The organism is Acinetobacter portensis (genome assembly GCF_010646905.1).
GTDB lineage: Bacteria > Pseudomonadota > Gammaproteobacteria > Pseudomonadales > Moraxellaceae > Acinetobacter > Acinetobacter portensis.
Genome location: NZ_JAAARQ010000002.1, coordinates 2,107,015 through 2,130,545, shown reverse-complemented (window position 1 = coordinate 2,130,545; position 23,531 = coordinate 2,107,015). Strand labels below are relative to the sequence as shown.

The window sequence follows — 23,531 nt, the reverse complement described above, 5'->3', positions numbered from 1 at the left end:
CAGATATTCAACATCAAAATCTATTTTGACATCTATTCTTATTTCACCTGAATATATTTTACTTTCGTGCTAAATGAGACTATATAAAACCATGGAATCTAAAAAACCCAAGTAGAGATGCTTGGGTTTCTTGATACAAGATAAGGCTATGATTTATATTAAATAGTAATTCTTCTTTCGTATAAAGTGTATTAGGTTAATTTTAGCCTAGTTAACAATTTGCATTAAATTATTATGCTTAATACACCACTCCCAAAATAATATGACGTTCTCTAATTCAAAAATAGCTTTATCCAATAGGCGCACTTCAATACTTTCCATACTAAACCCCAAAGAAGTTGAAATCATCGTATCCACTAAGAATGAATGAGCCATATTATTTCTATTGTCTCTGTTCTTTTCCAATAGTTTGATGATATCTGGACGCACCTCTTTTTCTTTTAGAATCCAAACAGCTTGACCAAACGTTTTTCGTTCTAATTTTTCTAGCTCATCTTCAGATGTATAACCAAATTGGCGATGGATGATTTGTTTCATTTGCAATTCTAATATCTGCGCCATTCCCATATACAAGGCGTATTTTTCTATAAAACTTTTCCCCTTATATTTCTCTAATCTTTGATCACTAAGATGTATTATCTCATCAAAGGCTACTTCTGTCTGAGCCATTACTTTTTCAAAATCAAAACCCATCTACACCTCTTACTCGGATTAAAAATATCTTTCATTTAACACAAAACCTCTTATACAAAACCCCAATAAAATAGAAACTATTTGTGATATTAAACACCGTATCCAATAAAAATTCAGCCTCCCACCCTCAATACGCCTAATTTTAAAACATTCAATTCAAAAACAGCATGTTTTTTTGAATTCTCGCTTGACCGAAGTTCTTTAGCCACATAGAATGCGTATCAGATTCTCCAATAGCTCAGTCGGTAGAGCGACGGACTGTTAATCCGCAGGTCCCTGGTTCGAGCCCAGGTTGGAGAGCCAAATTCTAAAAACCCACTCATTACGAAGTGGGTTTTTTATTGCTTAAAGATCCTGCCGTGTTTGAATCGATTCAATTTACCTTTTTCATTATTGGATGTATCGCCTCTTTGGCTTTATTCATCCTCGTTGTTCAGCGCTATGCACGACCAACTCAAAAATACTTCCCTCGCCCAGTCATTACAACCTTTGAAAGTAAGATGTTTCATCGACTCAATCAAAGCTTTCCTGAATATCACATTCTTGCGCAAGTGGCATTTAGTGCACTCATCACACATCATAATTTTAAAGTTCGATCTAAGTTTAATCGCAAAGTAACCGACTTTGTCATTCTAGATAAAAAGATGAATGTGATTGCAATTATTGAACTGGATGATCCAACCCATATAGGCAAAGAACAGGAAGATGCAGAGCGTGATGCCATGCTGTTACAAGCAGGTTATCAAGTTTATCGTTATACCGATATTCCAAGCCCACAAAGCTTAAGACGAGATATTCTGAGTCACTCTTAAAACTACTTAAACATAAAAAAGCGACTTTTATGTCGCTTAAAATAACAAACCAAAAGAAATAATGAGCTTAATTATTTTTAGATGCTAAAGCTTCCGAAGCAGCACGCTCCCTCGCTTCTCTCGCTTTCACTTTTAACATAATTTCTTCACGTTGCTGTTTATATTTTTCCTGATTATTTGCATCACCACTTACGGCTAAATAAGACATTGCGACTAAAAATAAAGGAATGATTAATCCTAAACTTGCTAACAATATCGTCTTTTTAGAAATTGGCTTTTTTGTAGATTGCGTCATTTAAAGTCCATCATGCAAGGAACAAAAGGTCGTTCAATATACGTGAATATTTAAATCACAACCAATAAAAAAAGCACCCGATTAGATGCTTTTCATTATTTAAATAAGTCTTATTGTAAAGCTACGGCAATACCTATAAAAATCATTAAACCAATCCATCTATTATGTCTAAATGCCCAGAAACAAAGCTGTGGATCTCGCCCTTTCGTTTTAGACCACTGATAAATAAAATCGGCAGCAACACATAACAAAGCAATTAAGCCGAATGGAATGAGTAAGCTTTCTATATATAACGCTGTTCCAATCAAAATAATACTTATCAATTGAAGCAGTGAAATAATTTCGATGTCATATCTACCAAATAAAATAGCCGTAGATTTCACACCAATTTTTAAATCGTATTCACGGTCTGTAATCGCATATTGCGTGTCATATGCAACTGTCCAAGCCAAATTACCAAAGTAAAGCAACCAACAGGTTAAGCCTAATTCCTGCCCTACAGCCGTATATGCCATGGGAATTGACCATGAAAATGCTGCGCCTAAAAACACTTGTGGTAAGTTCGTATAGCGTTTCATAAATGGATAAATAAAAGCTAAAAACAATGCACCAAATGAGCAATAAAACGTTTCTATAGGTAAAAAGAACAACATACATGCACTTGCAGCCACCAAAAACAAGAACACATAGATGGCTTCTTTCGCACTAATAATGCCTGTTGCCAAAGGACGTGTTTTCGTTCGTTCAACATGGGCATCTACTTTTCGGTCAGCAAAGTCATTAATTGCACAACCTGCCGCACGCATAAAAATTGTGCCCAATATCATTGGAATTAAAATACCTATTTCAGGCATGCCTTTATTTGCAATCCAAAGCGCCCACATGGTTGGCCAAAATACCAACTCTGTGCCAATTGGTTTATCGAAACGGCACAAATAATAATAAGCTTCTAAACGCTCACGCCAAGTGATCTGTTGCGCAACAGACATAAATATCCCTTAACCTTGCTGAATAAACTGCTCAAAAGCAGGTAAAAAAGTTTCTTGCACGATAAATTTGCAACCGTGCCAAGTATAGCAACTTTGTCGTGTCCAACCATCTTCAAGTAAAAGAACACGTCTTTCACATTTAGGATTTGTTCGATCAAACAAAAACATGCCTATTGGTTTTTTCCCAATATGCTGAAATATTCGTGCTTTTTTTTGTAGGCTTAAAATAGGAAAAATACTTTTTGCTTTTACCCAAGGCTGTTTTTCTGAACCATATAAAAAGCTTTCACGCACCCAAGATGTATGATGATGTGGCATATTCATCCACTTCGCATCTAAATGCGTTAAACGCACAAAACTTTCTTGAGTAGGTTCAACACGAAATTTCCCACCCGCTAAATCGGTTAATTGCTGAGTTAAAGAACCCGATGCATATAGCCATGTACGTAATTCAGGAGGTATTTTACCTCCCAACATTTCACACATTTGCTTGTTGCGCATAAGCTCATTACTCTTTTAAATAATCATTAATTTTAACTTAATTTAATCTTTATAAATGCTGTGATCATAAGCAATTGGTCATTCACTTATGAATTTTACACAGTATAAAACTAACAGTTGTCAGTTTTAGCAATGACTTCAAATTTGCCTTGTGGCGTTTTAATTAAGATAAAACCTTCAGCACTTAAATAGAAACTTTGCGGATAATCAAATTCAAGCGCCAATTCAGGATTTTTTAATGCTACAAATTCCGCTTGCTTATATCCTTCCACAGTTCGACCAATTTCCATATAAGTCACTTCAGAAAAGTTCAACTTAAAACCTTTATCGTGATCTTTAGGATCATTCCATGGAAAAAATCCAGTATGCTTTTTACGAGGCTTTGCCATAACAACTCAAATATCAAATGAATAGATTCATATTAACTCAAGATAATAAAAAACCCGCGACTAGCGCGGGTTTTTTATCGTGAAATTCTAAAAAAAGAATTACAAGCTGTAGTACATATCAAATTCAACTGGGTGAGTTGTCGTGTTCAAACGACGAACTTCTTCAGTTTTAAGCTCGATATAAGCTTCAAGCATTTCTTTAGTGAATACGCCACCTTTAAGTAAGTAGTCGTGATCCGCTTGAAGTGCTTCAAGTGCCATATCAAGGCTGTGTGCAACTGTAGGGATTTTCGCTTCTTCTTCAGGAGGAAGATCGTACAAGTTTTTGTCAGCAGCTTCACCTGGGTGAATCTTATTCTGGATACCATCAAGACCCGCCATCAACAATGCCGCGAAACCTAAGTACGGGTTCATCATTGGATCTGGGAAACGTGCTTCAATGCGCTTGCCTTTAGGGCTAGAAACGTAAGGAATACGGATAGAAGCCGAACGGTTACGTGCTGAGTAAGCAAGCATAATTGGTGCTTCATAATGCGGAACTAAACGTTTGTACGAGTTAGTCGATGGGTTTGTAATTGCATTCAATGAACGAGCGTGTTTAATCACACCGCCAATGAAGTAAAGTGCCATTTCTGACAAACCTGCGTATTCATCACCCGCAAACAAGTTCTTGCCGTCTTTTGCAATCGACATATGAACGTGCATACCAGAACCGTTATCGCCAACCATTGGTTTAGGCATAAACGTTGCTGTTTTCGCATATTGATGCGCAACGTTCCAAACAGCATATTTGAACTGTTGTACTTCGTCGGCTTTACGAACCATCGTATTGAAGCTCACACCAATTTCTAATTGGCAAGATGCAACTTCATGGTGATGTACTTCTACACGACCAGGACCCATGATGTCTTCAATTTTTGCACACATATCTGCACGCATATCATGTGAAGAATCTACAGGAGGAACTGGGAAGTAACCGCCTTTAACACGTGGACGATGACCTGAGTTACCTGCTTCGTAATCTTTACCTGTAGACCAAGCAGCTTCTTCAGCGATTAATGTATGGCGAGCGCCAGACATATCGATATCCCATTTCACTTCGTCAAATACGAAGAATTCCGGCTCTGGACCGAAGAATGCAGTATCACCAATACCTGTAGATTTTAAGTATTCTTCTGCACGGCGAGCAATCGAACGTGGATCACGGTCATAACCTTGACCAGTTGAAGGCTCAATAACGTCACAAGTTACAACGACAGTTGGCTCTGCGAAGAACGGGTCTAAGAAACATGTTTCAGCGTCTGGACGTAAAATCATGTCAGATGCTTCGATACCTTTCCAACCTGCAATTGAAGAACCGTCAAACATTTTGCCGTCTTCAAATGTGTCTTCGTCAATTGTATCTGCTGGGTAAGTTACGTGTTGCTCTTTACCCTTGGTATCAGTAAAGCGAAAATCGACCCATTTTGCGCCACTTTCTTGGATGAGTTGAAGGACCTTGTTCGCCATGCTCATTTTGCTCCGATGTTTTTTTGTTGCACTTGTGAAGTGCATGTTAGTAGTTGACTAGTATTAAGCAATTACCGTACCAACTTTTAAAACCAATACCAAAATACTGAATTCCTTATCAGAAAACATGCAATATGGGCTTGGCTTAGGCTCTATTATACTGTCTGTACACGGAAATGCACCATATTCACCCACTCTTCATCGTATTTGTTTAAAAAGATTTTCCGATAGCACTAATTTAGTGCAACGATTGTTTTAAAATCATGATCTGACTAAATTTATTCGTTGAATTCCACCAAATAATACTCAAAAATATTTTTTATTATTTTTAAACTATATTTTTCATAAATTAAGTTTAAACATTTGGTGAAACTTATACATGCTTCATTTTGGGTCGTCTCTATATATTTAAAAAAAGGCTTTTAAAGCTCAAAAAATCTTTCAGGCATCAAAAAATTATCATTATTTAATATATTAATGAAAGAGCTCTGATATCGCTTTCATCAACGAAATATAAAGCGATTATTTAAGAAACCTATCTCCCATCATCTATACTTATACAATCCAACTCATAAGGCTTAACAACGATTATCATATAAATAGTTCAGCCGAAAATGATTATTTTTTGCTATGATGATTCGCGATTCATTTTATACCAATGAATATCAACAACATGCTAATTTCTTAAGCTTTCATGTTGATAGAATGGATACTACTTCAAACAATTAAAACGCAATAATATGCGTAAATTTCAATAGGTTAGCTCATGCTCTTAATGATCGACAACTATGACTCTTTTACTTATAACATCGTCCAATATTTTGGCGAGTTAAATCAAGAAGTGAAAGTAGTACGTAATGATGCCGTGACATTGGAGGATATTGAGCGATGGCAACCGAAGTATTTGGTCATTGGTCCTGGCCCTTGTTCACCATCTGAAGCAGGTATTTCTATTCCCGCAATTCAACATTTTGCAGGGAAAATTCCATTACTTGGTGTGTGTTTAGGGCATCAAAGTATTGGACAAGCTTTTGGTGGTGATGTTGTTCGTGCAAAACGAGTAATGCATGGTCGTTTATCTGACATGTATCACAGCGACAAAGGCATTTTCAGCAACTTACCTTCTCCATTTTCAGCAACACGCTATCATTCTTTAGTGATTGATCAAGCAACTTTACCTGAATGTTTAGAAGTCACCTGCTGGACCAATGAAGCAGATGGTTCCATGGAAGAGATTATGGGTGTTAAACATAAGACATTACCTATTGAAGGTGTGCAGTTCCATCCTGAATCTATTTTGAGTGAACACGGTCATCAAATCTTCAAAAACTTCTTAGAAATTTATGCATAGAGCGTAGCCCAAGATATGAATATTCAACAAGCTTTAAGTAATATCACTAAAAACATTCACTTAACACAAGAACAAATGGAAGATGTAATGCGTAGCATTATGTCTGGCGAAGCAACTGACGCACAAATTGGCGCACTCATGATGGGCTTACGCTTAAAAGGCGAAAGCATTGATGAAATGACAGCTGCTGCACGTATTATGCGTGAATTCGCCACTAAAATAGATGTCAGCGATACCCCTTATTTAGTGGATATTGTAGGTACAGGTGGCGATGGTCAAAACATCTTTAATGTATCCACAGCATCTGCATTTGTGATTTCTGCCGCAGGTGCAACGATTGCTAAACATGGTGGTCGTGGCGTTTCAGGTAAATCAGGATCAACCGATTTATTAGAACAAGCAGGTATTAATCTCGATCTTAATATGCAACAAACAGAACGCTGCATTCGAGATATTGGCGTAGGCTTTTTATTTGCACCCAACCATCACAAAGCAATGAAATACGCTGCTGCCCCACGTAAAGAATTGGGGATTCGCACATTATTTAATTTACTTGGCCCGCTTACGAATCCGGCTGGAGTAAAACGCTTTGTGATTGGCGTATTTTCGAATGAATTATGTCGTCCAATGGCAGAAGTTTTAAAACAACTTGGTGCTGAACATGTAATGGTGGTGCATTCTAAAGATGGTTTAGATGAAGTCAGCTTAGCTTCGGCAACCTATGTTGCAGAACTCAAAAATGGCGAAATCACAGAATGGATGATTCAGCCTGAAGATGTCGATATTGAATCTCAAACATTGGTTGGCTTAACGATTGATAGTCCTGCTGAAAGCTTGGCGCTCATTAAAAATGCATTAGGCAAAAAGAAATCTGACATTGGCGACAAAGCTGCCAACATGATTGCGCTCAATGCAGGTGCAGGTATTTATGTTTCAGGTTTAACCAACTCTTATAAGCAAGGTGTTGCCCTTGCCCATGACATTATTTATGGCGGTCAAGCTTTAGAGAAAATGGATGTGCTTTCAGAGTTCACCAAAACATTAAAACAGTACGAAGCTTAAGATTGAAGGAACATCATCATGGTTGATATTGCAAATACGATCTTAGGTAAAATTGTTGATCGTAAACAAGAAGAATTTGCCGTTCGTTTAAAACAACGTAGCTATAAAGATGTTGAAGAGCTTGCTCAAGCAGCAACGCCTATTCGTGGTTTTGCACAATCGTTATTGAGCAAACGCCCAGGTGTAATTGCTGAAATTAAAAAAGCATCACCTTCTAAAGGGATTATTCGTGAAAACTTTAATCCTGCGGAAATTGCTCAGCAATATGAAGATGCAGGTGCTGCATGTTTATCTGTTTTAACCGATGTCGATTTTTTCCAAGGTGCAGATGAAAACATTCAAATTGCACGTAATAATTGTGCCCTTCCTGCACTTCGTAAGGATTTCTTAATCGATCCTTATGGTGTGATTGAAGCTCGTGCTTTACATGCAGATTGTATTTTGTTGATTGTTGCTTGCTTGTCCGATCAGCAGCTTGAAGAAATGTCGAAAACTGCATTTGAGCAAAATTTAGATGTGCTTGTAGAAGTACATGATGAATATGAGCTTGAACGTGCATTGCGTCTTTCAGATCGTTGTTTATTGGGTGTGAATAACCGCAACCTTAAAACTTTTGATGTCGATTTAAATACATCTTTACGTTTAAAAGCACTGCTTGAACCATCTCGTTTATTGGTTACTGAAAGTGGTATTGCAACGCCTGCTGATGTAGCGATGATGCAAAAAAATGATATTCATGCATTTTTAGTCGGCGAAAGCTTTATGAAACAACCACGCCCTGATCATGCATTTAAAGAATTGTTTGGCGTTCCAACATCTGTATAAAAACAAAAAGCTCAGAGTGTTCGCATTCTGAGCTTTAATCTCTACTATCAAGCATCCTAATGAATTAAAAAAAGAATCTTTGAATAAAGATTATGAAGTTATTTTTTATCATTAATTCAAAATAACATAGAAGCTCTTAAATCTTTAGGTGTAACTGATTTCGATCTTATTATAGATGTCTATTACTCCGATCAATGTAATTTTGAAATCCTCAATTTTTCTACTATCTCAATAAATATCAAATTAAATTCCCCATCAGTGTTTACTGATACTCCTAAAGCATAGGCTAATGATTCTTTGATCCCATATTAAATTAACGCCTATTCATTTAAATCCATTACAGTTCAAATCCATACAAATAAAGATTATAATCACTCATCTTTTGGCTAATCTGCTTATTTCCCAATACTATGAGTAAAAATGATTCCTCCCTTTCTAAAGACCAATTCAACTTACTGAAAGCCTTTAAAAAGCAAATCACCAATCCTCATTCAACAGCAATCAAAAAAGCTGCTGAGGAAAAAGCTCAAGCAATACCCGAGCCTGAAGATGATATCGAAATTTTTCGCAAACAAATGCAAGGCGTCCAAAAAATGGATACCAGCAATATTGCGAAAATAGAAAAAACAAATACCAAAAAACCCAATGCTCAAGTACTTGCAAAACGTGCCGCAGCAGAAGGCGCAATGGAAACAGATAATGCAGAATTGTCTGATACGCAAGCCATGCTCAACCCTGTTGCAAGCCAAGCATCGTTAAGCTATCGCATTGGGACACTTCAGCACAAAGTATTTGAAGATTTAAAAGCAGGTAATTTACGTTGGTTTGAAGCTGTCGACTTACATGGCTGTACGGTAGAAGAAGCTCGTTCTGCGGTTTTACAAATTATTCAAATTGCCAAAGATGAAAACCAAAATGTCATTAAAATTGTTCATGGCAAAGGTCCAGAAGCAATTCTAAAAACCTATGTAAATAGTTGGCTTCGTCAACACAGAGATGTTTTAGCATTTGTCAGTGCACCTGAAAAACAAGGTGGCACAGGCGCAGTTTTAGTTTTACTCAAACGTGCTGAAAAGAATCCTAAATTTAAAGATTAGTCCAATTTATCCCCAAAAAGAGGCATTGTAAAAGTTTTCTGATACAATGCCGTCCTTGTTCAATATCAGTGTAAGTGAACACGTCTTATGTCTATGCAGCAAAACTACGCAAATATCCTAACCGCCATTGGCGAAGACTTAGATCGCCCAGGTCTTAAAGATACGCCTGTGCGTGCTGCTAAAGCTTTTTCGTACTTAACGTCTGGTTATAGTAAAACACTTGAAGAAGTGACCAATAATGCGGTCTTCCCTTCAGACAACCGTGACATGGTTCTAGTAAAAAACATCGAGTTTTATTCTCTATGTGAACATCATTTACTTCCTTTCCACGGTCGTGTGCATATTGCTTATTTACCAGAAGGCAATGTTTTAGGTTTATCTAAATTTGCCCGTATTACGGAAATGTTTGCACGTCGCTTACAAATTCAAGAAAACTTAACGCAAGAAATTGCGCAAGCTGTGGCTGAAGTCACCAAAGCCCGTGGCGTTGCCGTAATGATCGACTCTGCACATATGTGTATGATGATGCGTGGTGTAGGTAAACAAGAATCTACAACTCGAACCGTTTCATTTGTCGGTGATTTCAAAACCAACAAAGAAGAACGTCGCGAGTTTTTAAGCGCTGTTCCTGAAAGTTACTAATTTTCAAAATGCCTCAACTTTTGTTGGGGCATTTTTTTGCTAAAATTTTAACTCATATCTAAAAATTAAGATCTAAGGATGAAAAACAATGCCATCAGTATTCTTAGCGGGTCATGGTTTAACGCAAAATGATAAAACAGTTGATTACCCTCGCCCCGACAGACTGGTAAAAGGCAATCCCAAACGCCTAGCAACAGAATTGTATAACCACCCAAATATGAACTGTGGTATTTGGGAGTGTGAAGTGGGTGCTTGGAATATTGAATTTGCATCAAACAAACAAGAATTCTTTCAAATGATTGAAGGCGTTGCTCGTTTGCATGATGCTCAAACGGGAGCGTTTATTGAAATTACTAAAGGTGAAGCAGGGATTATTCCACCATCATTCAAAGGTACTTTTGAAGTAATGGAAAAGGTTCAAAAATACTATGTGGTGGTGGAAGTCTAAAGCCTATTTATAATAAGCAAGATGCTTTTAATTCAGTCTTAGAGACATAAACCCGATTGCGTCCAGAATTTTTTGCGGTATACAAACTCACATCTGCGGCATCTAAAAACTTTTGATAATCTAGATGTCCATCATATGCTTGCACACCAATACTCACAGTAAATTTAAACGCAACATTATCAATTGTATATAAAACAGATGCTTCTATACTTTGACGAATACTTTCCGCAATCACTTTAGAACGCGCAACATCTGTATCAACAAGCAACACAAGAAACTCTTCGCCACCCACTCTAAATGCGTAATCACTGCCTTTCGTATATTTCGTTAAAATTTCAGCGATATATTTAAGTGCTGTATCACCTGCTGCATGACCATAACGATCATTAACCAACTTAAAGTAATCCGCATCAATTGCCAATAAACATAATGGTGTATTATTTTTACGTGCAAATTCAATTTCTCTAGATACAACTGTATCTAAATAGCGACGGCTCAAGAGCTTAGTTAGGGAATCATTCCCCACATCAATATAATCTGCAACTTGGAAAAGTTGATCTAACAAATACTGAATCTCACGGTTCTTTTGACGAACATATTGAATAGTTTGATGAATATGTGCCTTATCCACAACATGACTAATTTTTTCAATAAGTTCATCTACCTGCGCAATAACATCTAGAATAACTTGAACTTGCTGTGAGCTAGAAAAAGCATATGATGCTTTGTGAATAAACCATAAACCGAATTCAGATTTAGACAATAAAGGATGAAAGATATTTTCAGGCAAAGAGAATGCTTTAAAAATTAATTCATTCTCCCAATCTAACAAGCTACTGCGTTGCTTATCTTTCTGGACTGAAACATCTTGCATGGCAGAAAATAAGCGATAACTATGCTTTTCCTCTTGATGAACTTCTGTTTTTTCCTCATAAGATCGGCACATAATTTCAGTTGAAAAGCTTAATAATTCAATTATATAGCCCATCATTGATAAAATATTTTCTTTCGCTTGTTGCGCTAACGCAATTTCAAAAATTTTCTTTTCGATTTCACGTACACCACGCATGATCAGCCATGATGGAATACCAACGCGCGCATGTACATGCCCAACGAGCTTTTGCTTTTCAACTGCTTCGACATAGTTCTGTTTAATGGCAACACCAAAGCTCTCTAATAGCCATTGATGTAACGTCGTTTGTAAACGCTCTTGAATGAGATCATCAGAAAAAAATTCTGCTGATTCTTTTTCAGTAAGCATTTTTTTATAAAACTCATAAACTAAGACTGATGCATGTTGTTGTATAAAATGAAAAGCATCTAATACGTCAGATGCATCATATCGTTTACACAAACCTTCCCACTGTCCAGTCAATTCATTTAAAATTTCACTATCCATTGACCGTTACCCCAGATCAAACATCAATTAATAAACACGGCAAAGCCTTCGCCCAAAATCAGAACGACTATTATTTTTCATTTACCCCATGAAAAAATAAAAAATGATGAGCTCAATCACTCATCATCTACTGACTTTAATTTAACTTCCAAAAACCATTTGGCTTACGCTGCCCCAAAACCCCCAGCACAAGAACCAAACTTAATAATAGTAATAAATACCACGACCCCAATTTACCCCATCCCACCATATGCCATGCATCAACCTGACTTGGGTACAACCAAATTTTATAAAATGTACTAATATTTTCAGCAATCCAAATTAAAAATGCCAAGAGCATTAATACAGGCAACATCGGCACTTTGAATTTTCTATCTTGTATTTCAAAACCAATTTTTGTATTCCAAAAAATTATCGCGCTCCATACAAATAGGAAGTAGCGAATATCAGGAATAAAGAACTTGGTCATGAAATTTGCATAAGACAGCACAGCCAATGCCATCATATTATTAAAACTTGGTAAATACTGAAAATGCACTTGATATAAGCGCAAAGAACGTGCAAAAAAACTCCCCACAGCAGAATACATAAAGCCTGCAAATAAAGGCACAGTTAAAATTTTAAAAACAGCAGGTTGTGGATATTGCCACGATGCAATATATGGACTTGTTAGAAAAATTTCCATGCCCATTGCCATAATATGAAATAAGGCAATAACTTTAGCTTCAGCCCAAGATTCTAACTTTAAGTACAGCAAACATACTTGAATCGCTAAAGCATAAAACAACAAATAGTCATATCGAAAATAACCAAAATACTCGTGGCTTCCCATACTTGCTGTGACAGCAAAAGCAATGAGCAACAAAATACCAAATAAGGCAGCCGAAGCTGCCTTAAATGAAAATTGGATCAACGAACCCAAATTTTGAATCACGGAATATCCTTATAAATATTTAGCGCTATATTCATGCACGGTATCAATGAATGCTTGCGGGCGAGATGGATCAACCCATTGTGTAATACCATGTCCTAAGTTTGCGATATAACCTGTTTTTTCACCATTTGCATAAGCATCGTCTAGCATTGCTTTAGTTGCTTTCACGATGTTTTCAGGTGTGCCATATAAAGTTGCAGGATCTAAGTTCCCTTGCAAAGCGGCACGACCATTTACAGTTTGACGCGCAACATTCAGTGGCGTTGTCCAATCTAGACCAAATGCATCTGCACCCGTCGCAATCATTGGCTCTAACCACTGACCGCCACCTTTAGTAAATAAAATCACTGGAATTTTGCGACCATCTTTTTCACGCTGTAAGCCAGCCACAATTTTTTGCATGTATTTAAGTGAAAATTCAAGATATTCACGATGTGCTAATGCACCGCCCCAACTATCAAAAATTTGAACCGCTTGTGCACCTGCATCAATTTGAGCATTTAGATAATCAATAACAGCATCTGCCAGTCTGTCTAATAATGCATGTAGAACTTCTGGTTGTGCATACATCATATTTTTAGTGAAGCGGAAATCTTTACTTGAACCACCTTCAACCATATACGTTGCCAATGTCCAAGGGCTACCAGAGAAACCAATAAGTGGAACTTGACCACCCAATGCAGAACGAATCGTAGATACTGCATTCATTACATAATCTAGATCAGATTTTGCATTGAATTTTGGTAAGTTTGCGACATCTTGTTCTGTACGAACTGTTTTATGGAATTTTGGACCTTCGCCTGCTTCAAAATATAAACCTAAACCCAATGCATCTGGCACAGTCAAAATATCTGAAAATAAAATAGCAGCATCAAGTTCATAACGACGCAAAGGCTGAAGTGTTACTTCACAAGCAAATTCAGTATTTTTACATAATGAAAGGAAGTCGCCTGCTTTAGCACGAGTTTCACGATATTCTGGTAAATAACGGCCTGCTTGTCGCATCATCCAAACTGGAGTTGTATCTACGGGTTCACGTAATAAAGCACGTAGAAAACGATCATTTTTTAAGGTCGTCATTTACTTTCCTAATTCAATTTTTAATCTTGTGAACATCATAACAAAAAGGTTTAAGTTTTAATAATCTGAGCGTATGTTAAAAAACGATTGGAATAAATGATAAAACCCATATTTAGAGAAAACATTTACTGCAACGCTTGTTTTTTTCTGTAATACTTATGTTGTTTTTTCACAATATTAATGAATTATTCTTAAGGTTGAATTACATGTTAGTTCGCTCAATACTTGCAATGAGTTTAAGCTGCATTTTTGCTAGTTCTGCATTTGCGGCATCAACTGCTGAAAAATCATTAAATCCTACAAAGATTAAAGATGTTGCGATTGAAGATCCTATTGATCCTCTAGCAATCAACAAACCAGCAGAACAAGCATCTTCGGAAGCGAAAATTACTCAACAAGAACAACAAGATTTAAATCAAGCTTCTAAAACGCTAGATAATCTTCAAAGTACAGAAGACAACACTGCTGATATTGGCACAGCGCCTACATCAACAACGTCGTCTACATCAACAAGTGCTACCGCATATAAGGGTTCGTGGTCTTTAGACAGCCTAAACAATGCACAGTGGTCTGAAAATATTGGTAAAGGTCAATTCCCTGTTTATGCACGTGCGCATGTAATGCTAAATAATGCACATGCATCTCCTGGTGCAATCGATGGCTCAAGTGGTAAAAATACCCTTAAAGCAATTGCATCATTCCAGCAAATGAATGGTTTAAAACCAACGGGTACACTCACAAAAGAAACTTGGGATGCCTTAGTTGCAAATCAAGGTTCTAAGCCTGCATATGTAGAATACACGATTACCGCTGCTGACCTAAAAGGTCCATATGCAAAATCAATTCCACATGACTATGCACTTCAATCTAAAATGCCTGGTTTGTACTACACACGCGTAACAGAAATGTTGGGTGAGAAATTCCATATGGATGAAGAGTTCTTGAAAAAGATCAATCCAAAAGCGAATTTCAATAAAGTTGGCGAAAAAATTATTGTTTCAAGCGTTCGCAATCAATTACCTGAAGATATTCATTTAATTGTTGCGCATAAAGGTGCGAAACAACTTTATTTATTCAACAGCAAGAATAAGATGATTGCATCTTTCCCTGCCACTATTGGTAGCTCAGATACACCATCTCCAACAGGTACATATAAAGTGACTGGCGTTACTCCAAACCCATGGTATAGCTATTCACCAAGTAACTTTGTACAAGGTAAAAACTTAAAACCTCTTTCTTTACCACCAGGTCCTAATGGTCCTGTAGGTAATATTTGGATTGGTTTAAGCAAAAAATCATTTGGTATTCATGGTACGCCAAACCCTTCAAGTATTTCTAAAACAGCATCACATGGTTGTATTCGTTTAACCAACTGGGATGCCAACGATTTAGGTAAAAAAGTGAAGTCTGGTGTAACTGCTAAGTTCTTAGAATAATAGATACCTATCTATTGTTTAAAAAAGCCTGCATTAATGCAGGCTTTTTTATACCCAAGCAATCATCATCCTACAAATAGAACAATATGTTGCTTTTCAGGGATATGTAAAGATAATTTAAAACAGTAAAATTATTCCAAGTTCAAATAATAATGGAGTATTCACATGAATGCTTACTTACATCGTAGTGAAGATCGTGGTCACGTTAAAATGGCTTGGCTAGACACCAAACATAGTTTCTCATTTGGTAGCTGGCACAATCCAAAATATATGGGTGTTAGCGCATTACGTGTTATTAATGACGATACCATTGATGCTCATAAAGGCTTTGGTACGCACCCACATGACAACATGGAAATTTTAACCTGTGTGCTAGACGGCACCATTTCTCATAAAGATAGTATGGGAAATTCAGGTGGAATTACTGCGGGTGAATGGCAATTGATGAGTGCAGGTACGGGTGTTCAACATAGCGAAATGAACCAAGGTGATACGCCTGTTCATTTATTACAAATTTGGATTCATCCTGATATTCGTAATGCTGAACCAACCTACCAACAAATTAAGTTAGATCCTAAAGATCAACCAAACCAATGGCACTTAATTGCAGGGCCAAATGACAATGCACCTATGCATATTCGCCAACAAGCTGAAGTAAAAACTGCTGTCTTGGAACAAGGTTTATCTTTAGATGTAAAAGCCACTCAAGTATTAAATTATGTTCACGTGATTCGTGGTGAAATTAGCATTGATGAACACGTTGTAAAAGCTGGTGATGCACTTCTATTTTCAGAAGATTCAACTCTTATAGCAAATGAAGAAAGTCAGTTTATTTGGTTCGATTTACCGAAGCAGTAATTTACATTATAAAAAGGCGCCTAAATAGGCGCCTTTTTATATCAGTACTCTTTTAATCATTCAGATTTTAAATTTTAATTCAATTAAAACAGCCAAGTTAAATTCGCTTTCACACTATTGTCTTTATAGTTCTTCGAAATCAACCCGTTATATCCTAAAGAAACAGATACATTATTTTTTAAAGCAATTTCAGAACTTAAATTTACAACTGCACCATCACGTGTAAATGGCACAGCACCAATATCAAAAGACCTACCACCACTAAATGATAAATTCGCATCACTATTTAAATTACCATAGTGATGTTGCCAACCTAAAGTTCCTTTTAAAGTCATGGCACTGTTTTCACTCAGCTTTAATTGATTAGCTAAATGAACACCCATTGTAGAAGTTGTTAAATCGTTGTTCTGATTTTTGATTTCAAGTGATGCTGCTCCACCACGTTCTTTTGCCCGTTTTGAATTAAAATTCACATAACTCAGGTTAACAAATGGCTCTAGTGATACTGCATTAAATTGAAGTGCATATCCTGCTTCGCTAAAAAACTGATTCGTGTATGCCTTATAACTTGCTTTATTCTGATCAGATTGGTTCATATAAGCCACAGAGCGCTGTGTATCTATATCATGGAGTGTAAAGCCATAACCTGCTTTCAATGTCAGATGATCAATTTGTGTACCACCATAAATACCTAAATGGAAATTATCACTTTTAGCTGTAGATTTATAACCATCCAATGAAGATCGTGTATAGCCACCCATTAAACCAATTTTAGTTTGATCATTAATTACAGATGTTTCACCACCTAAAAAGAACCCATCTATAGATGCTTCATAACCTGTTGCATTTTCATCATGCAATGCTTTTTGCTCTGAGTGTAAGTAATTTGCCCATACCGCTTTTTCTGCTTCATTATTTGCAGTTGTTGAAAGCTGTAAGCGATTCAGTCCTGCATCTCTTAAATAACGACTACTACTTAGTTGATTGGAAACTACATCTGCATGAATTTGCCCTGATAGGGCTTTAAATGCACTATTTACCTCTCCTAGATTCGAACTCAACATAACACTCTCTAAAATAGGATTGCCTATATTCAGTCCATCAATGGCTTCTGCAACTTGTCTATTATTCGCTGTGCTTGCAACGCTCGACATCGTTCGATCATTGCGTACAATTTTTAAATTTACTTCATGAGCAACATTGGTGGAGTTTTGAGAATTGATACTGTTCGCCAATGAACGGTTAATTGGAATATCATTATTGGCTATTTTGTTGTCGCTATAATCTAATGCTGTTCCAAAAAATACATAGTTCGGCTCAACAGCATCAAATTTACCTTGGATGCCATTTTGGGCTGTTAAAATTTTATATTGAGATCCAACTAAACTACGCACTTCAGATTCAGATAATAAGTTTTTCGTATTCTCTAATGATATTTTAACCTGTCCTCCATTTAGGGTAACTGTGTTACCACTTTCTATCACATCACTTTGTCCTGTATTACCAATGTTCACTAAATAGCTCGAACCTTTTTCAAAGCTAATGTTATCTGCTATTTTAATTTTTCCTATTGCGAGTTCGCCTGGAGAGATTGAACCACCTTGATTAATTTCAGCACTCTTAATCAAGCCATTACCAATAATTAAACCATCTCTATCAATCGTTGTTTGTGCATTCACTTTCCCATCTAATAATTCAAGTACACCGCCATTTCCCACACCTAAACCTGAGTTAAGCTCTCCACTAATAGCTAAACTACCTCCTTTCACATTTGATACAGCTTTATAGTCATTGATGCCTGTCAGCATTAAACGTCCAGATTCAACATTTACGCGATCAAAAGTATTATTTCCTGAAAGAACCAATGTTCCATCCCCCTTTTTGACCAATCCCCCTACGCCATCAATGTTATTTTTCCAAATATCAAATGATGTAAAGCCCCCCATATCATAAGCTAAGTTTTCTTTATCCTGATGAACTTCAAAATCACTGGTAAAATTCGTTGGACCGTTATAAGCCTTAGGTAAATTAATTAACCCCCAAGTAGAGTTAGAATTTCCCTTTTCATAATTCCAACCTGCCAAAGAATTACTCGGATAAGCGGTACTTGCCAATATTTCACGCATTTGCTCTTGCTTCAAATACGGAAAGCGTAAACGAAGTAATGCTGACGATGTTTCAGGTATTTGGTCTGCTGTAAGCATTGGCGCTATTTCAGGATCTTTCTTTTTATAATAACCGGCTTCTTCATTATTGCTCTTTGATGAATGCACTAAACAATCTTTAACTGCATTTCCACAAGATTGTTCTACATTTGCTCTGACATCTTTTGCTAAATCAACAAAAGTTCTTGCTGTCTCGTCATTAGACAACAATTGAGCCAAGGTATAATAATTGGCTACACGAGATGCTATTGTATCTGTGCCAAAATGTGCACCAACAATGACACGGCTTTCGCCATATTCTATTGCTCGATCAAAAATTTCATCTGCTTTTTCAGGGAAAAGTATGGCTAATGTAGCAGCCTGTCTAAAGCCATTAAATGTATGACCACTTGGGAATGATGAACCCTTAATACTGGTGTAGTTATCTTTATATTCTCCATTTTTATCTAGTACTTGATAAGGACGACCACGACCAAAATCATCCTTTAGAATAAAGTCTATAGATCTATTTTTAGATGTATCCGGATCTTTTGCATAAGTTGCTAATTTATATAATTGTTCGATCTTTTTAAAAGATTCACTTTTTTTAATATCTTTATCCTGTGAACCATCACCAAATATTCTATCTATATAAGTACCATAAACATAGCCGTGGTCCTGCTCTTTATCAGCTTCTGCTAACCGTAATCGCTCTCCTGTGATTTTTTGATATTCATTACTCACCAAACGATCCCATTCTGCTGTTTTTGAGCCTTTTTCTGGAATATGTGTGATCACATTTTTTCTTAAATCAGAAAACCACTCACTTGTTTGACTTGTTATAAAATGACTTGTTTTTTCTGTATCTACAGAAGCTACAACATTCCCGCCATATATAAAACTTAAAAAACTTATAGATAAAAGTGACAATTTAAAATCTTGCATAAAAAGTATCTTAATTATTAAATAAGAGTTAAAAATAGACACGTTTTATTAAGTTAATATGAATATTCTTCAAACAAAATACTTTATTTTAATTTTTGACTCAAAGCCCTATATTTCATATTTTCACTTAAATATTCTAAAAGTTATTATTTTTTTGAGATAAAAAAAGACCCTTGATTTCTCAAGGGTCTTTTCGAATTTGGCGGAAGCGGTGAGATTCGAACTCACGGAGGGGGTAAACCCTCGTCGGTTTTCAAGACCGGTGCATTAAACCGCTCTGCCACGCTTCCAATGGCGGCTATCATATAAATAATTTGAAGCCTTGGCAAATACTTTTCTATGTTTTTTAGTTTGTATGCTCAAAATAAAAACAAAAATCAACAATTTGGTTATTTATTCGCTTTTTTCATAGCGAATTGCATTCACATACCACAGTTTTTTACCTAAAGGCGTGACCACTTCAACTTCATCATCCACCTGTTTAGACAACAAAGCGCGTGCCATTGGTGAATCTATGGAAATATGCTGAGGATGATGATCATATATCTCATCAACGCCCACAACTCTTAGCGTCTTTTGTTCACCCTCATCATTTTCAATATCGACCCAAGCACCAAAAAATACTTTTCCATCTTGTTCAGGTGAATAATCAATAATTTTAAGTTCTTCTAGTCGTTTTCCAAGATAACGAACGCGTCGATCGATCTTACGTAAAATTTGCTTATTATAGGGTTATAAAATCGAATCTGCATTTTCACTTCGATCTCCAAGGCTAGCAGCCCAGTTTACTTTCTTGGTAATTTCGGGACGTTCTTCATGCCATAAGTGCTTTAATTCAGCGACTAGAAGGTCATACCCGGTACGAGTAATTAAGTTTGATTTCATGATTTCAGACACTATTTATTACACTTGTACAGCATTAAATATACCTCTTTTATTATAAAATTTATAACCAACAAATATACAAAAAAATATAACATTTAAATTCAATAACTTAAAATACACTTTTTAAAATAATTATGAGCAAAATTTGACATCTTAAAATTTCATCTTTATTATTCGCTCAACTTTTAGCTTAGATCACTTTTTAAACAATGTAGTTTTTCTACATTTTTCCCATTAATCCCATGTCATTTTGAATGACGTCATGACTGCCCACCCCCTTATTGAATTTATCAAACTTTAAAAAGATGGAAGCTTTTTTTAGCTTTACTTTTTGGGCATAAATTACTTGTAGCGGAGACAACATGCACAGTAGTTCAACATCTGGGTCGAGGCCTTGCCTTAACTCTAAAAAACTCTCTCTCTCCCTGAAAGCACTTGCATTAACTAGCCTTATTTTTCCATTTCATGCAATTAACGCAAGTAAAGCAACTTATCAATTCGACAACGTTGTTAATGAAAATAAGTTAACCGTTGTTTCAGTTGCCAACCCATCTGCTGTATTTGAAGATGGTGAATATTTTCATGGTTTCGGCTACGATTTAGTCCGTAACTATGCAGATAACTTAAATGTACAATTAGAGTTTCAAACAGTAGAAGATAATGCTACTGCATTGAAAATGGTTGCAACGGGTAAAGCAAACTTTGCAATGACCACAGCAACGACTCAAACGATTGAGACGAAAAAACTGACTTCACTTCCTGCAACATGTGGCGATTTGAACAGCTTAGAAAAAAATGGTTTGAACACTGAATTAAATTGGGTGTTTAAACATGCAGATGATCCACTGACTCAAACAGCAAGTGGTTATATTTGTAAAAGTAAACAGAATGGCTCAACCAACCAATTGGCTTCTTTTTACAACCGTAATGTCGTTCAAGAAGAGTCTTGGGATGGCATTCAGAGCGATTTAAGTAAACGTATGCCTATTTACAAAGCTAGTTTCAAAAAGACAGCTCAACAATACGATTTAGATTGGCATTTACTTGCTGCTATTGGTTATCAAGAATCTTATTTAAAACCGACTTCTGTTTCTCCCACAGGTGTTCGTGGTTTAATGATGCTAACCAATAGTACTGCAAAAGCAATGGGCGTGAATGACCGTGCTAATGCAGCGCAAAGTATTCAAGGTGGTGCGAAGTATTACGACTTAATGTTAAGCCGTTATGAAGACATCCCTTTCCCAGATCGTAACTGGTATGCCCTTGCTGCTTATAATATGGGTCCTGGAACTGTTAACCAGATTCAGAAACGTATTAAATCTCAAGGTAAAGATCCAAATAACTGGGTGAACTTCTATGCTTACCTAGACCGTAATAAAGTCAGTAATGGTCAATATAGACAAGCTGTGCAATACGTAACACGTATTCGTGCTTATCTTGAGCATATTAAAACAACACCTCAACTTGTGAATATTTAATTTTTTAGTTGAATATTTATCATGAACATAAAAAAAAGCTTACCCATTGGTAAGCTTTTTTTTGACTTATCTTCTAAAGATTAAGCAGTATGCTCTAATACTTTTTTAAATAAATCTTTCTGTTCTTGGCTTGGTTTTGCCGTTTGTAATGCCATAAGTTGCGACATATCACCTTGAACTTTGATTTTGCCTGTCATGAATGCTTGCATTGCCGCAGCCATATCAAACTCAAGGAATACTTTACGTAATGTTTCCCCATCCATGTTCAATGTTGTTTTAGCATTAGAAGACAGACCTTTTTTGATCGCTCCACCATCTAATGATAATTCAGTATTACCTGAAGCATCAGCAACCACTAAATTAATTGCAAGATTTGCAAGTGCAGGCGGTAAGTTTAAATCACCAGCTTGAGCTGTAAGCGTCTCTACAGTTGAAAACCAATCATCAGTTAAAAAAGCAGGCATGATCTTTCCTCAATTTATTTATTCGTCTTGTTATCTATCCAGACAACATAGTTCTAAAGCAATTTTTGCTTGTCGCCTGTTATAGCATGTAATTTTGAAATTAGGATAAGAAAATATGTACGAAGCGTTCAATTTTTTATTTTTAAATCATTTTTATTTGTTGTTATTTTATTTGAATTAGGCGCTACCCCCTAAAGAATAGCACCAGCTCAATCAATTAATCTGCCATAAAGCCCAAATTGACCATATTGATACGCTTGTTCGCATCTTCTGGCTCTTCCGTTGAGCAGCTTTCTTTAAAGTCAAATTCGCGTTCAGAATCTAAAGCTTCAAAGTCAAACAATTCACGGTCGGCCAATTGCGATGGCGAAACATTTTGCAAAGCACCAAAAATACTATGTAAACGTTTAGGATATTCTTTATCCCAAGTACGCAACATGTCATTTAAAATTGCGCGCTGTAAGTTCTCTTGAGAACCACACAAATTACATGGAATAATTGGGAACTTTCGCATTTCTGCATATTTGATAATGTCTTTTTCTTCAACATAAGCCAAAGGACGAATCAAAATATTCTTTTTGTCAGATGACAATAATTTTGGTGGCATTGCTTTTAAGCTACCGCCATGGAACAAGTTCAAGAAGAACGTTGCCAAAATATCATCACGATGATGACCTAACGCCACTTTCGTTGCGCCAATTTCTTGTGCAAATCCGTATAAAGAACCACGACGCAAACGTGAACACACTGCACAGTAAGTTTTACCTTCAGGTGTTAAACGCTTCGTAATACTATAAGTATCTTTTTCAAGAATATAATACGGAATATTATTTTCTTCTAAATAACGTGGTAATACATCTTCAGGAAAGCCTGGCTGTTTCTGATCAAGGTTGACAGCAACCACATCAAAATTAATAGGTGCAATACGTTTAAACTGCAACATGATATCTAACAAGGTATAACTGTCTTTACCACCAGAAATACACACCATGACTTTGTCACCTTCTTCGATCATTTTAAAATCACGAATAGCATGACCGACTTGACGGCGGAGTTTTTTCAACAAACGATAATATGCCGAACTGGTTGGCAATTCAGGTTTGAAATTAAATCCTTGTTCGGACTCAACTGGTGAGAACATAGACGAAATTAACCATAATAAAAATACTGCGCAATTTTAGCGGAAATAGTGTCAAATCGCACCAAAAGAATGTAATAAAAAAATAATTGTATTTGTCATCAATTTGCCTTCGAAAATTTGTAATTTTGAACGTTACAGTTCAATTTATATTCAA

General features: G+C 36.3%; 22 protein-coding genes, 2 tRNA genes and 1 pseudogene. 11 read left to right on the top strand and 14 right to left on the bottom strand.

What is annotated here, in order from left to right; translation table 11 throughout:
- Positions 1 to 207: 207 nt before the first annotated feature.
- Positions 208 to 693, bottom strand: coding sequence for a hypothetical protein (locus tag GTK57_RS10105; RefSeq protein WP_163123226.1), 486 nt, complete (start codon positions 691 to 693; stop codon positions 208 to 210).
- Positions 694 to 920: 227 nt separating this feature from the next.
- Here GTK57_RS10105 and GTK57_RS10100 point away from each other — a divergent pair.
- Both GTK57_RS10100 and GTK57_RS10095 read left to right on the top strand, forming a co-directional pair.
- Positions 921 to 996, top strand: a tRNA-Asn gene (locus GTK57_RS10100).
- Positions 997 to 1,052: 56 nt separating this feature from the next.
- Positions 1,053 to 1,505: a DUF2726 domain-containing protein gene (locus tag GTK57_RS10095; RefSeq protein ID WP_163123223.1), complete on the top strand. Its 453-nt coding sequence runs from the start codon at positions 1,053 to 1,055 to the stop codon at positions 1,503 to 1,505.
- 67 nt (positions 1,506 to 1,572) lie between these two features.
- Here GTK57_RS10095 and GTK57_RS10090 read toward each other — a convergent pair whose 3' ends face one another.
- From GTK57_RS10090 to glnA, 5 genes are all read right to left on the bottom strand, one after another.
- Positions 1,573 to 1,800 carry a hypothetical protein gene (locus tag GTK57_RS10090; protein WP_152874514.1) on the bottom strand — a complete coding sequence of 76 codons (228 nt, stop codon included), beginning with the start codon at positions 1,798 to 1,800 and terminating at the stop codon, positions 1,573 to 1,575.
- Positions 1,801 to 1,910: 110 nt separating this feature from the next.
- On the bottom strand, positions 1,911 to 2,789 hold the full coding sequence (gene ubiA, locus GTK57_RS10085; protein WP_163123220.1) for a 4-hydroxybenzoate octaprenyltransferase: 879 nt from the start codon (positions 2,787 to 2,789) through the stop codon (positions 1,911 to 1,913).
- A gap of 9 nt (positions 2,790 to 2,798) precedes the next feature.
- Positions 2,799 to 3,290, bottom strand: a complete 492-nt coding sequence (locus tag GTK57_RS10080) for a chorismate--pyruvate lyase family protein (protein WP_163123217.1) — start codon at positions 3,288 to 3,290, stop codon at positions 2,799 to 2,801.
- A 110-nt stretch (positions 3,291 to 3,400) separates the two neighbouring features.
- The gene (locus GTK57_RS10075; protein ID WP_152874511.1) at positions 3,401 to 3,679 is read right to left on the bottom strand and encodes a hypothetical protein; all 279 of its coding nucleotides are present in this window, start codon (positions 3,677 to 3,679) and stop codon (positions 3,401 to 3,403) included.
- A 99-nt stretch (positions 3,680 to 3,778) separates the two neighbouring features.
- Complete coding sequence (glnA, locus tag GTK57_RS10070; protein WP_171500265.1) at positions 3,779 to 5,194, bottom strand: type I glutamate--ammonia ligase; 1,416 nt, start codon at positions 5,192 to 5,194, stop codon at positions 3,779 to 3,781.
- Between the two features lie 760 nt (positions 5,195 to 5,954).
- Between glnA and GTK57_RS10065 the strand changes: the two genes are divergently transcribed.
- From GTK57_RS10065 to GTK57_RS10040, 6 genes are all read left to right on the top strand, one after another.
- The gene (locus GTK57_RS10065; protein WP_163123214.1) at positions 5,955 to 6,539 is read left to right on the top strand and encodes an anthranilate synthase component II; all 585 of its coding nucleotides are present in this window, start codon (positions 5,955 to 5,957) and stop codon (positions 6,537 to 6,539) included.
- A 15-nt stretch (positions 6,540 to 6,554) separates the two neighbouring features.
- A complete protein-coding gene (trpD, locus tag GTK57_RS10060) occupies positions 6,555 to 7,601 on the top strand; it encodes an anthranilate phosphoribosyltransferase (RefSeq protein ID WP_163123211.1) in 1,047 nt (348 codons plus the stop codon).
- Positions 7,602 to 7,619: 18 nt separating this feature from the next.
- Entirely contained in the window at positions 7,620 to 8,426 is an 807-nt protein-coding gene (gene trpC / locus GTK57_RS10055) for an indole-3-glycerol phosphate synthase TrpC (RefSeq protein ID WP_152874461.1), read from the top strand.
- A gap of 410 nt (positions 8,427 to 8,836) precedes the next feature.
- Positions 8,837 to 9,523: a Smr/MutS family protein gene (locus tag GTK57_RS10050; protein ID WP_152874358.1), complete on the top strand. Its 687-nt coding sequence runs from the start codon at positions 8,837 to 8,839 to the stop codon at positions 9,521 to 9,523.
- A 93-nt stretch (positions 9,524 to 9,616) separates the two neighbouring features.
- Positions 9,617 to 10,165, top strand: a complete 549-nt coding sequence (folE, locus tag GTK57_RS10045; RefSeq protein ID WP_171500257.1) for a GTP cyclohydrolase I FolE — start codon at positions 9,617 to 9,619, stop codon at positions 10,163 to 10,165.
- Positions 10,166 to 10,253: 88 nt separating this feature from the next.
- Positions 10,254 to 10,613 (top strand): cupin domain-containing protein, encoded by a 360-nt coding sequence (locus GTK57_RS10040; protein ID WP_163123208.1) that lies wholly within the window; start codon positions 10,254 to 10,256, stop codon positions 10,611 to 10,613.
- A 7-nt stretch (positions 10,614 to 10,620) separates the two neighbouring features.
- Here the strand turns inward: GTK57_RS10040 and GTK57_RS10035 are convergent, their stop codons facing one another.
- From GTK57_RS10035 to hemE, 3 genes are all read right to left on the bottom strand, one after another.
- Positions 10,621 to 12,012 carry a diguanylate cyclase gene (locus GTK57_RS10035; RefSeq protein ID WP_163123205.1) on the bottom strand — a complete coding sequence of 464 codons (1,392 nt, stop codon included), beginning with the start codon at positions 12,010 to 12,012 and terminating at the stop codon, positions 10,621 to 10,623.
- Between the two features lie 136 nt (positions 12,013 to 12,148).
- Positions 12,149 to 12,943 (bottom strand): DUF817 family protein, encoded by a 795-nt coding sequence (locus GTK57_RS10030; protein ID WP_163124713.1) that lies wholly within the window; start codon positions 12,941 to 12,943, stop codon positions 12,149 to 12,151.
- 12 nt (positions 12,944 to 12,955) lie between these two features.
- A complete protein-coding gene (gene hemE, locus GTK57_RS10025) occupies positions 12,956 to 14,026 on the bottom strand; it encodes a uroporphyrinogen decarboxylase (protein ID WP_152874362.1) in 1,071 nt (356 codons plus the stop codon).
- Between the two features lie 206 nt (positions 14,027 to 14,232).
- Here hemE and GTK57_RS10020 point away from each other — a divergent pair, with 206 nt between their 5' ends.
- The gene (locus GTK57_RS10020) at positions 14,233 to 15,462 is read left to right on the top strand and encodes a L,D-transpeptidase family protein (RefSeq protein ID WP_152874363.1); all 1,230 of its coding nucleotides are present in this window, start codon (positions 14,233 to 14,235) and stop codon (positions 15,460 to 15,462) included.
- 165 nt (positions 15,463 to 15,627) lie between these two features.
- The gene (locus tag GTK57_RS10015; protein WP_152874364.1) at positions 15,628 to 16,320 is read left to right on the top strand and encodes a pirin family protein; all 693 of its coding nucleotides are present in this window, start codon (positions 15,628 to 15,630) and stop codon (positions 16,318 to 16,320) included.
- A gap of 83 nt (positions 16,321 to 16,403) precedes the next feature.
- Here GTK57_RS10015 and GTK57_RS10010 read toward each other — a convergent pair whose 3' ends face one another.
- The 3 genes and pseudogenes from GTK57_RS10010 to greB all read right to left on the bottom strand — a co-directional run bounded on the left by GTK57_RS10010 (position 16,404) and on the right by greB (position 20,294).
- On the bottom strand, positions 16,404 to 19,409 hold the full coding sequence (locus GTK57_RS10010; protein ID WP_163123203.1) for an autotransporter domain-containing protein: 3,006 nt from the start codon (positions 19,407 to 19,409) through the stop codon (positions 16,404 to 16,406).
- Positions 19,410 to 19,609: 200 nt separating this feature from the next.
- A tRNA-Ser gene (locus GTK57_RS10005) sits at positions 19,610 to 19,699 on the bottom strand.
- Between the two features lie 103 nt (positions 19,700 to 19,802).
- Positions 19,803 to 20,294: pseudogene (gene greB, locus GTK57_RS10000) on the bottom strand (transcription elongation factor GreB).
- A 362-nt stretch (positions 20,295 to 20,656) separates the two neighbouring features.
- Between greB and GTK57_RS09990 the strand changes: the two are divergent.
- Positions 20,657 to 21,772 (top strand): transglycosylase SLT domain-containing protein, encoded by a 1,116-nt coding sequence (locus tag GTK57_RS09990; RefSeq protein WP_152874367.1) that lies wholly within the window; start codon positions 20,657 to 20,659, stop codon positions 21,770 to 21,772.
- Positions 21,773 to 21,852: 80 nt separating this feature from the next.
- Here the strand turns inward: GTK57_RS09990 and GTK57_RS09985 are convergent, their stop codons facing one another.
- Both GTK57_RS09985 and ttcA read right to left on the bottom strand, forming a co-directional pair.
- Complete coding sequence (locus GTK57_RS09985) at positions 21,853 to 22,236, bottom strand: SCP2 sterol-binding domain-containing protein (RefSeq protein WP_152874368.1); 384 nt, start codon at positions 22,234 to 22,236, stop codon at positions 21,853 to 21,855.
- Positions 22,237 to 22,453: 217 nt separating this feature from the next.
- Complete coding sequence (gene ttcA / locus GTK57_RS09980; RefSeq protein ID WP_152874369.1) at positions 22,454 to 23,377, bottom strand: tRNA 2-thiocytidine(32) synthetase TtcA; 924 nt, start codon at positions 23,375 to 23,377, stop codon at positions 22,454 to 22,456.
- Positions 23,378 to 23,531 lie beyond the last annotated feature (154 nt).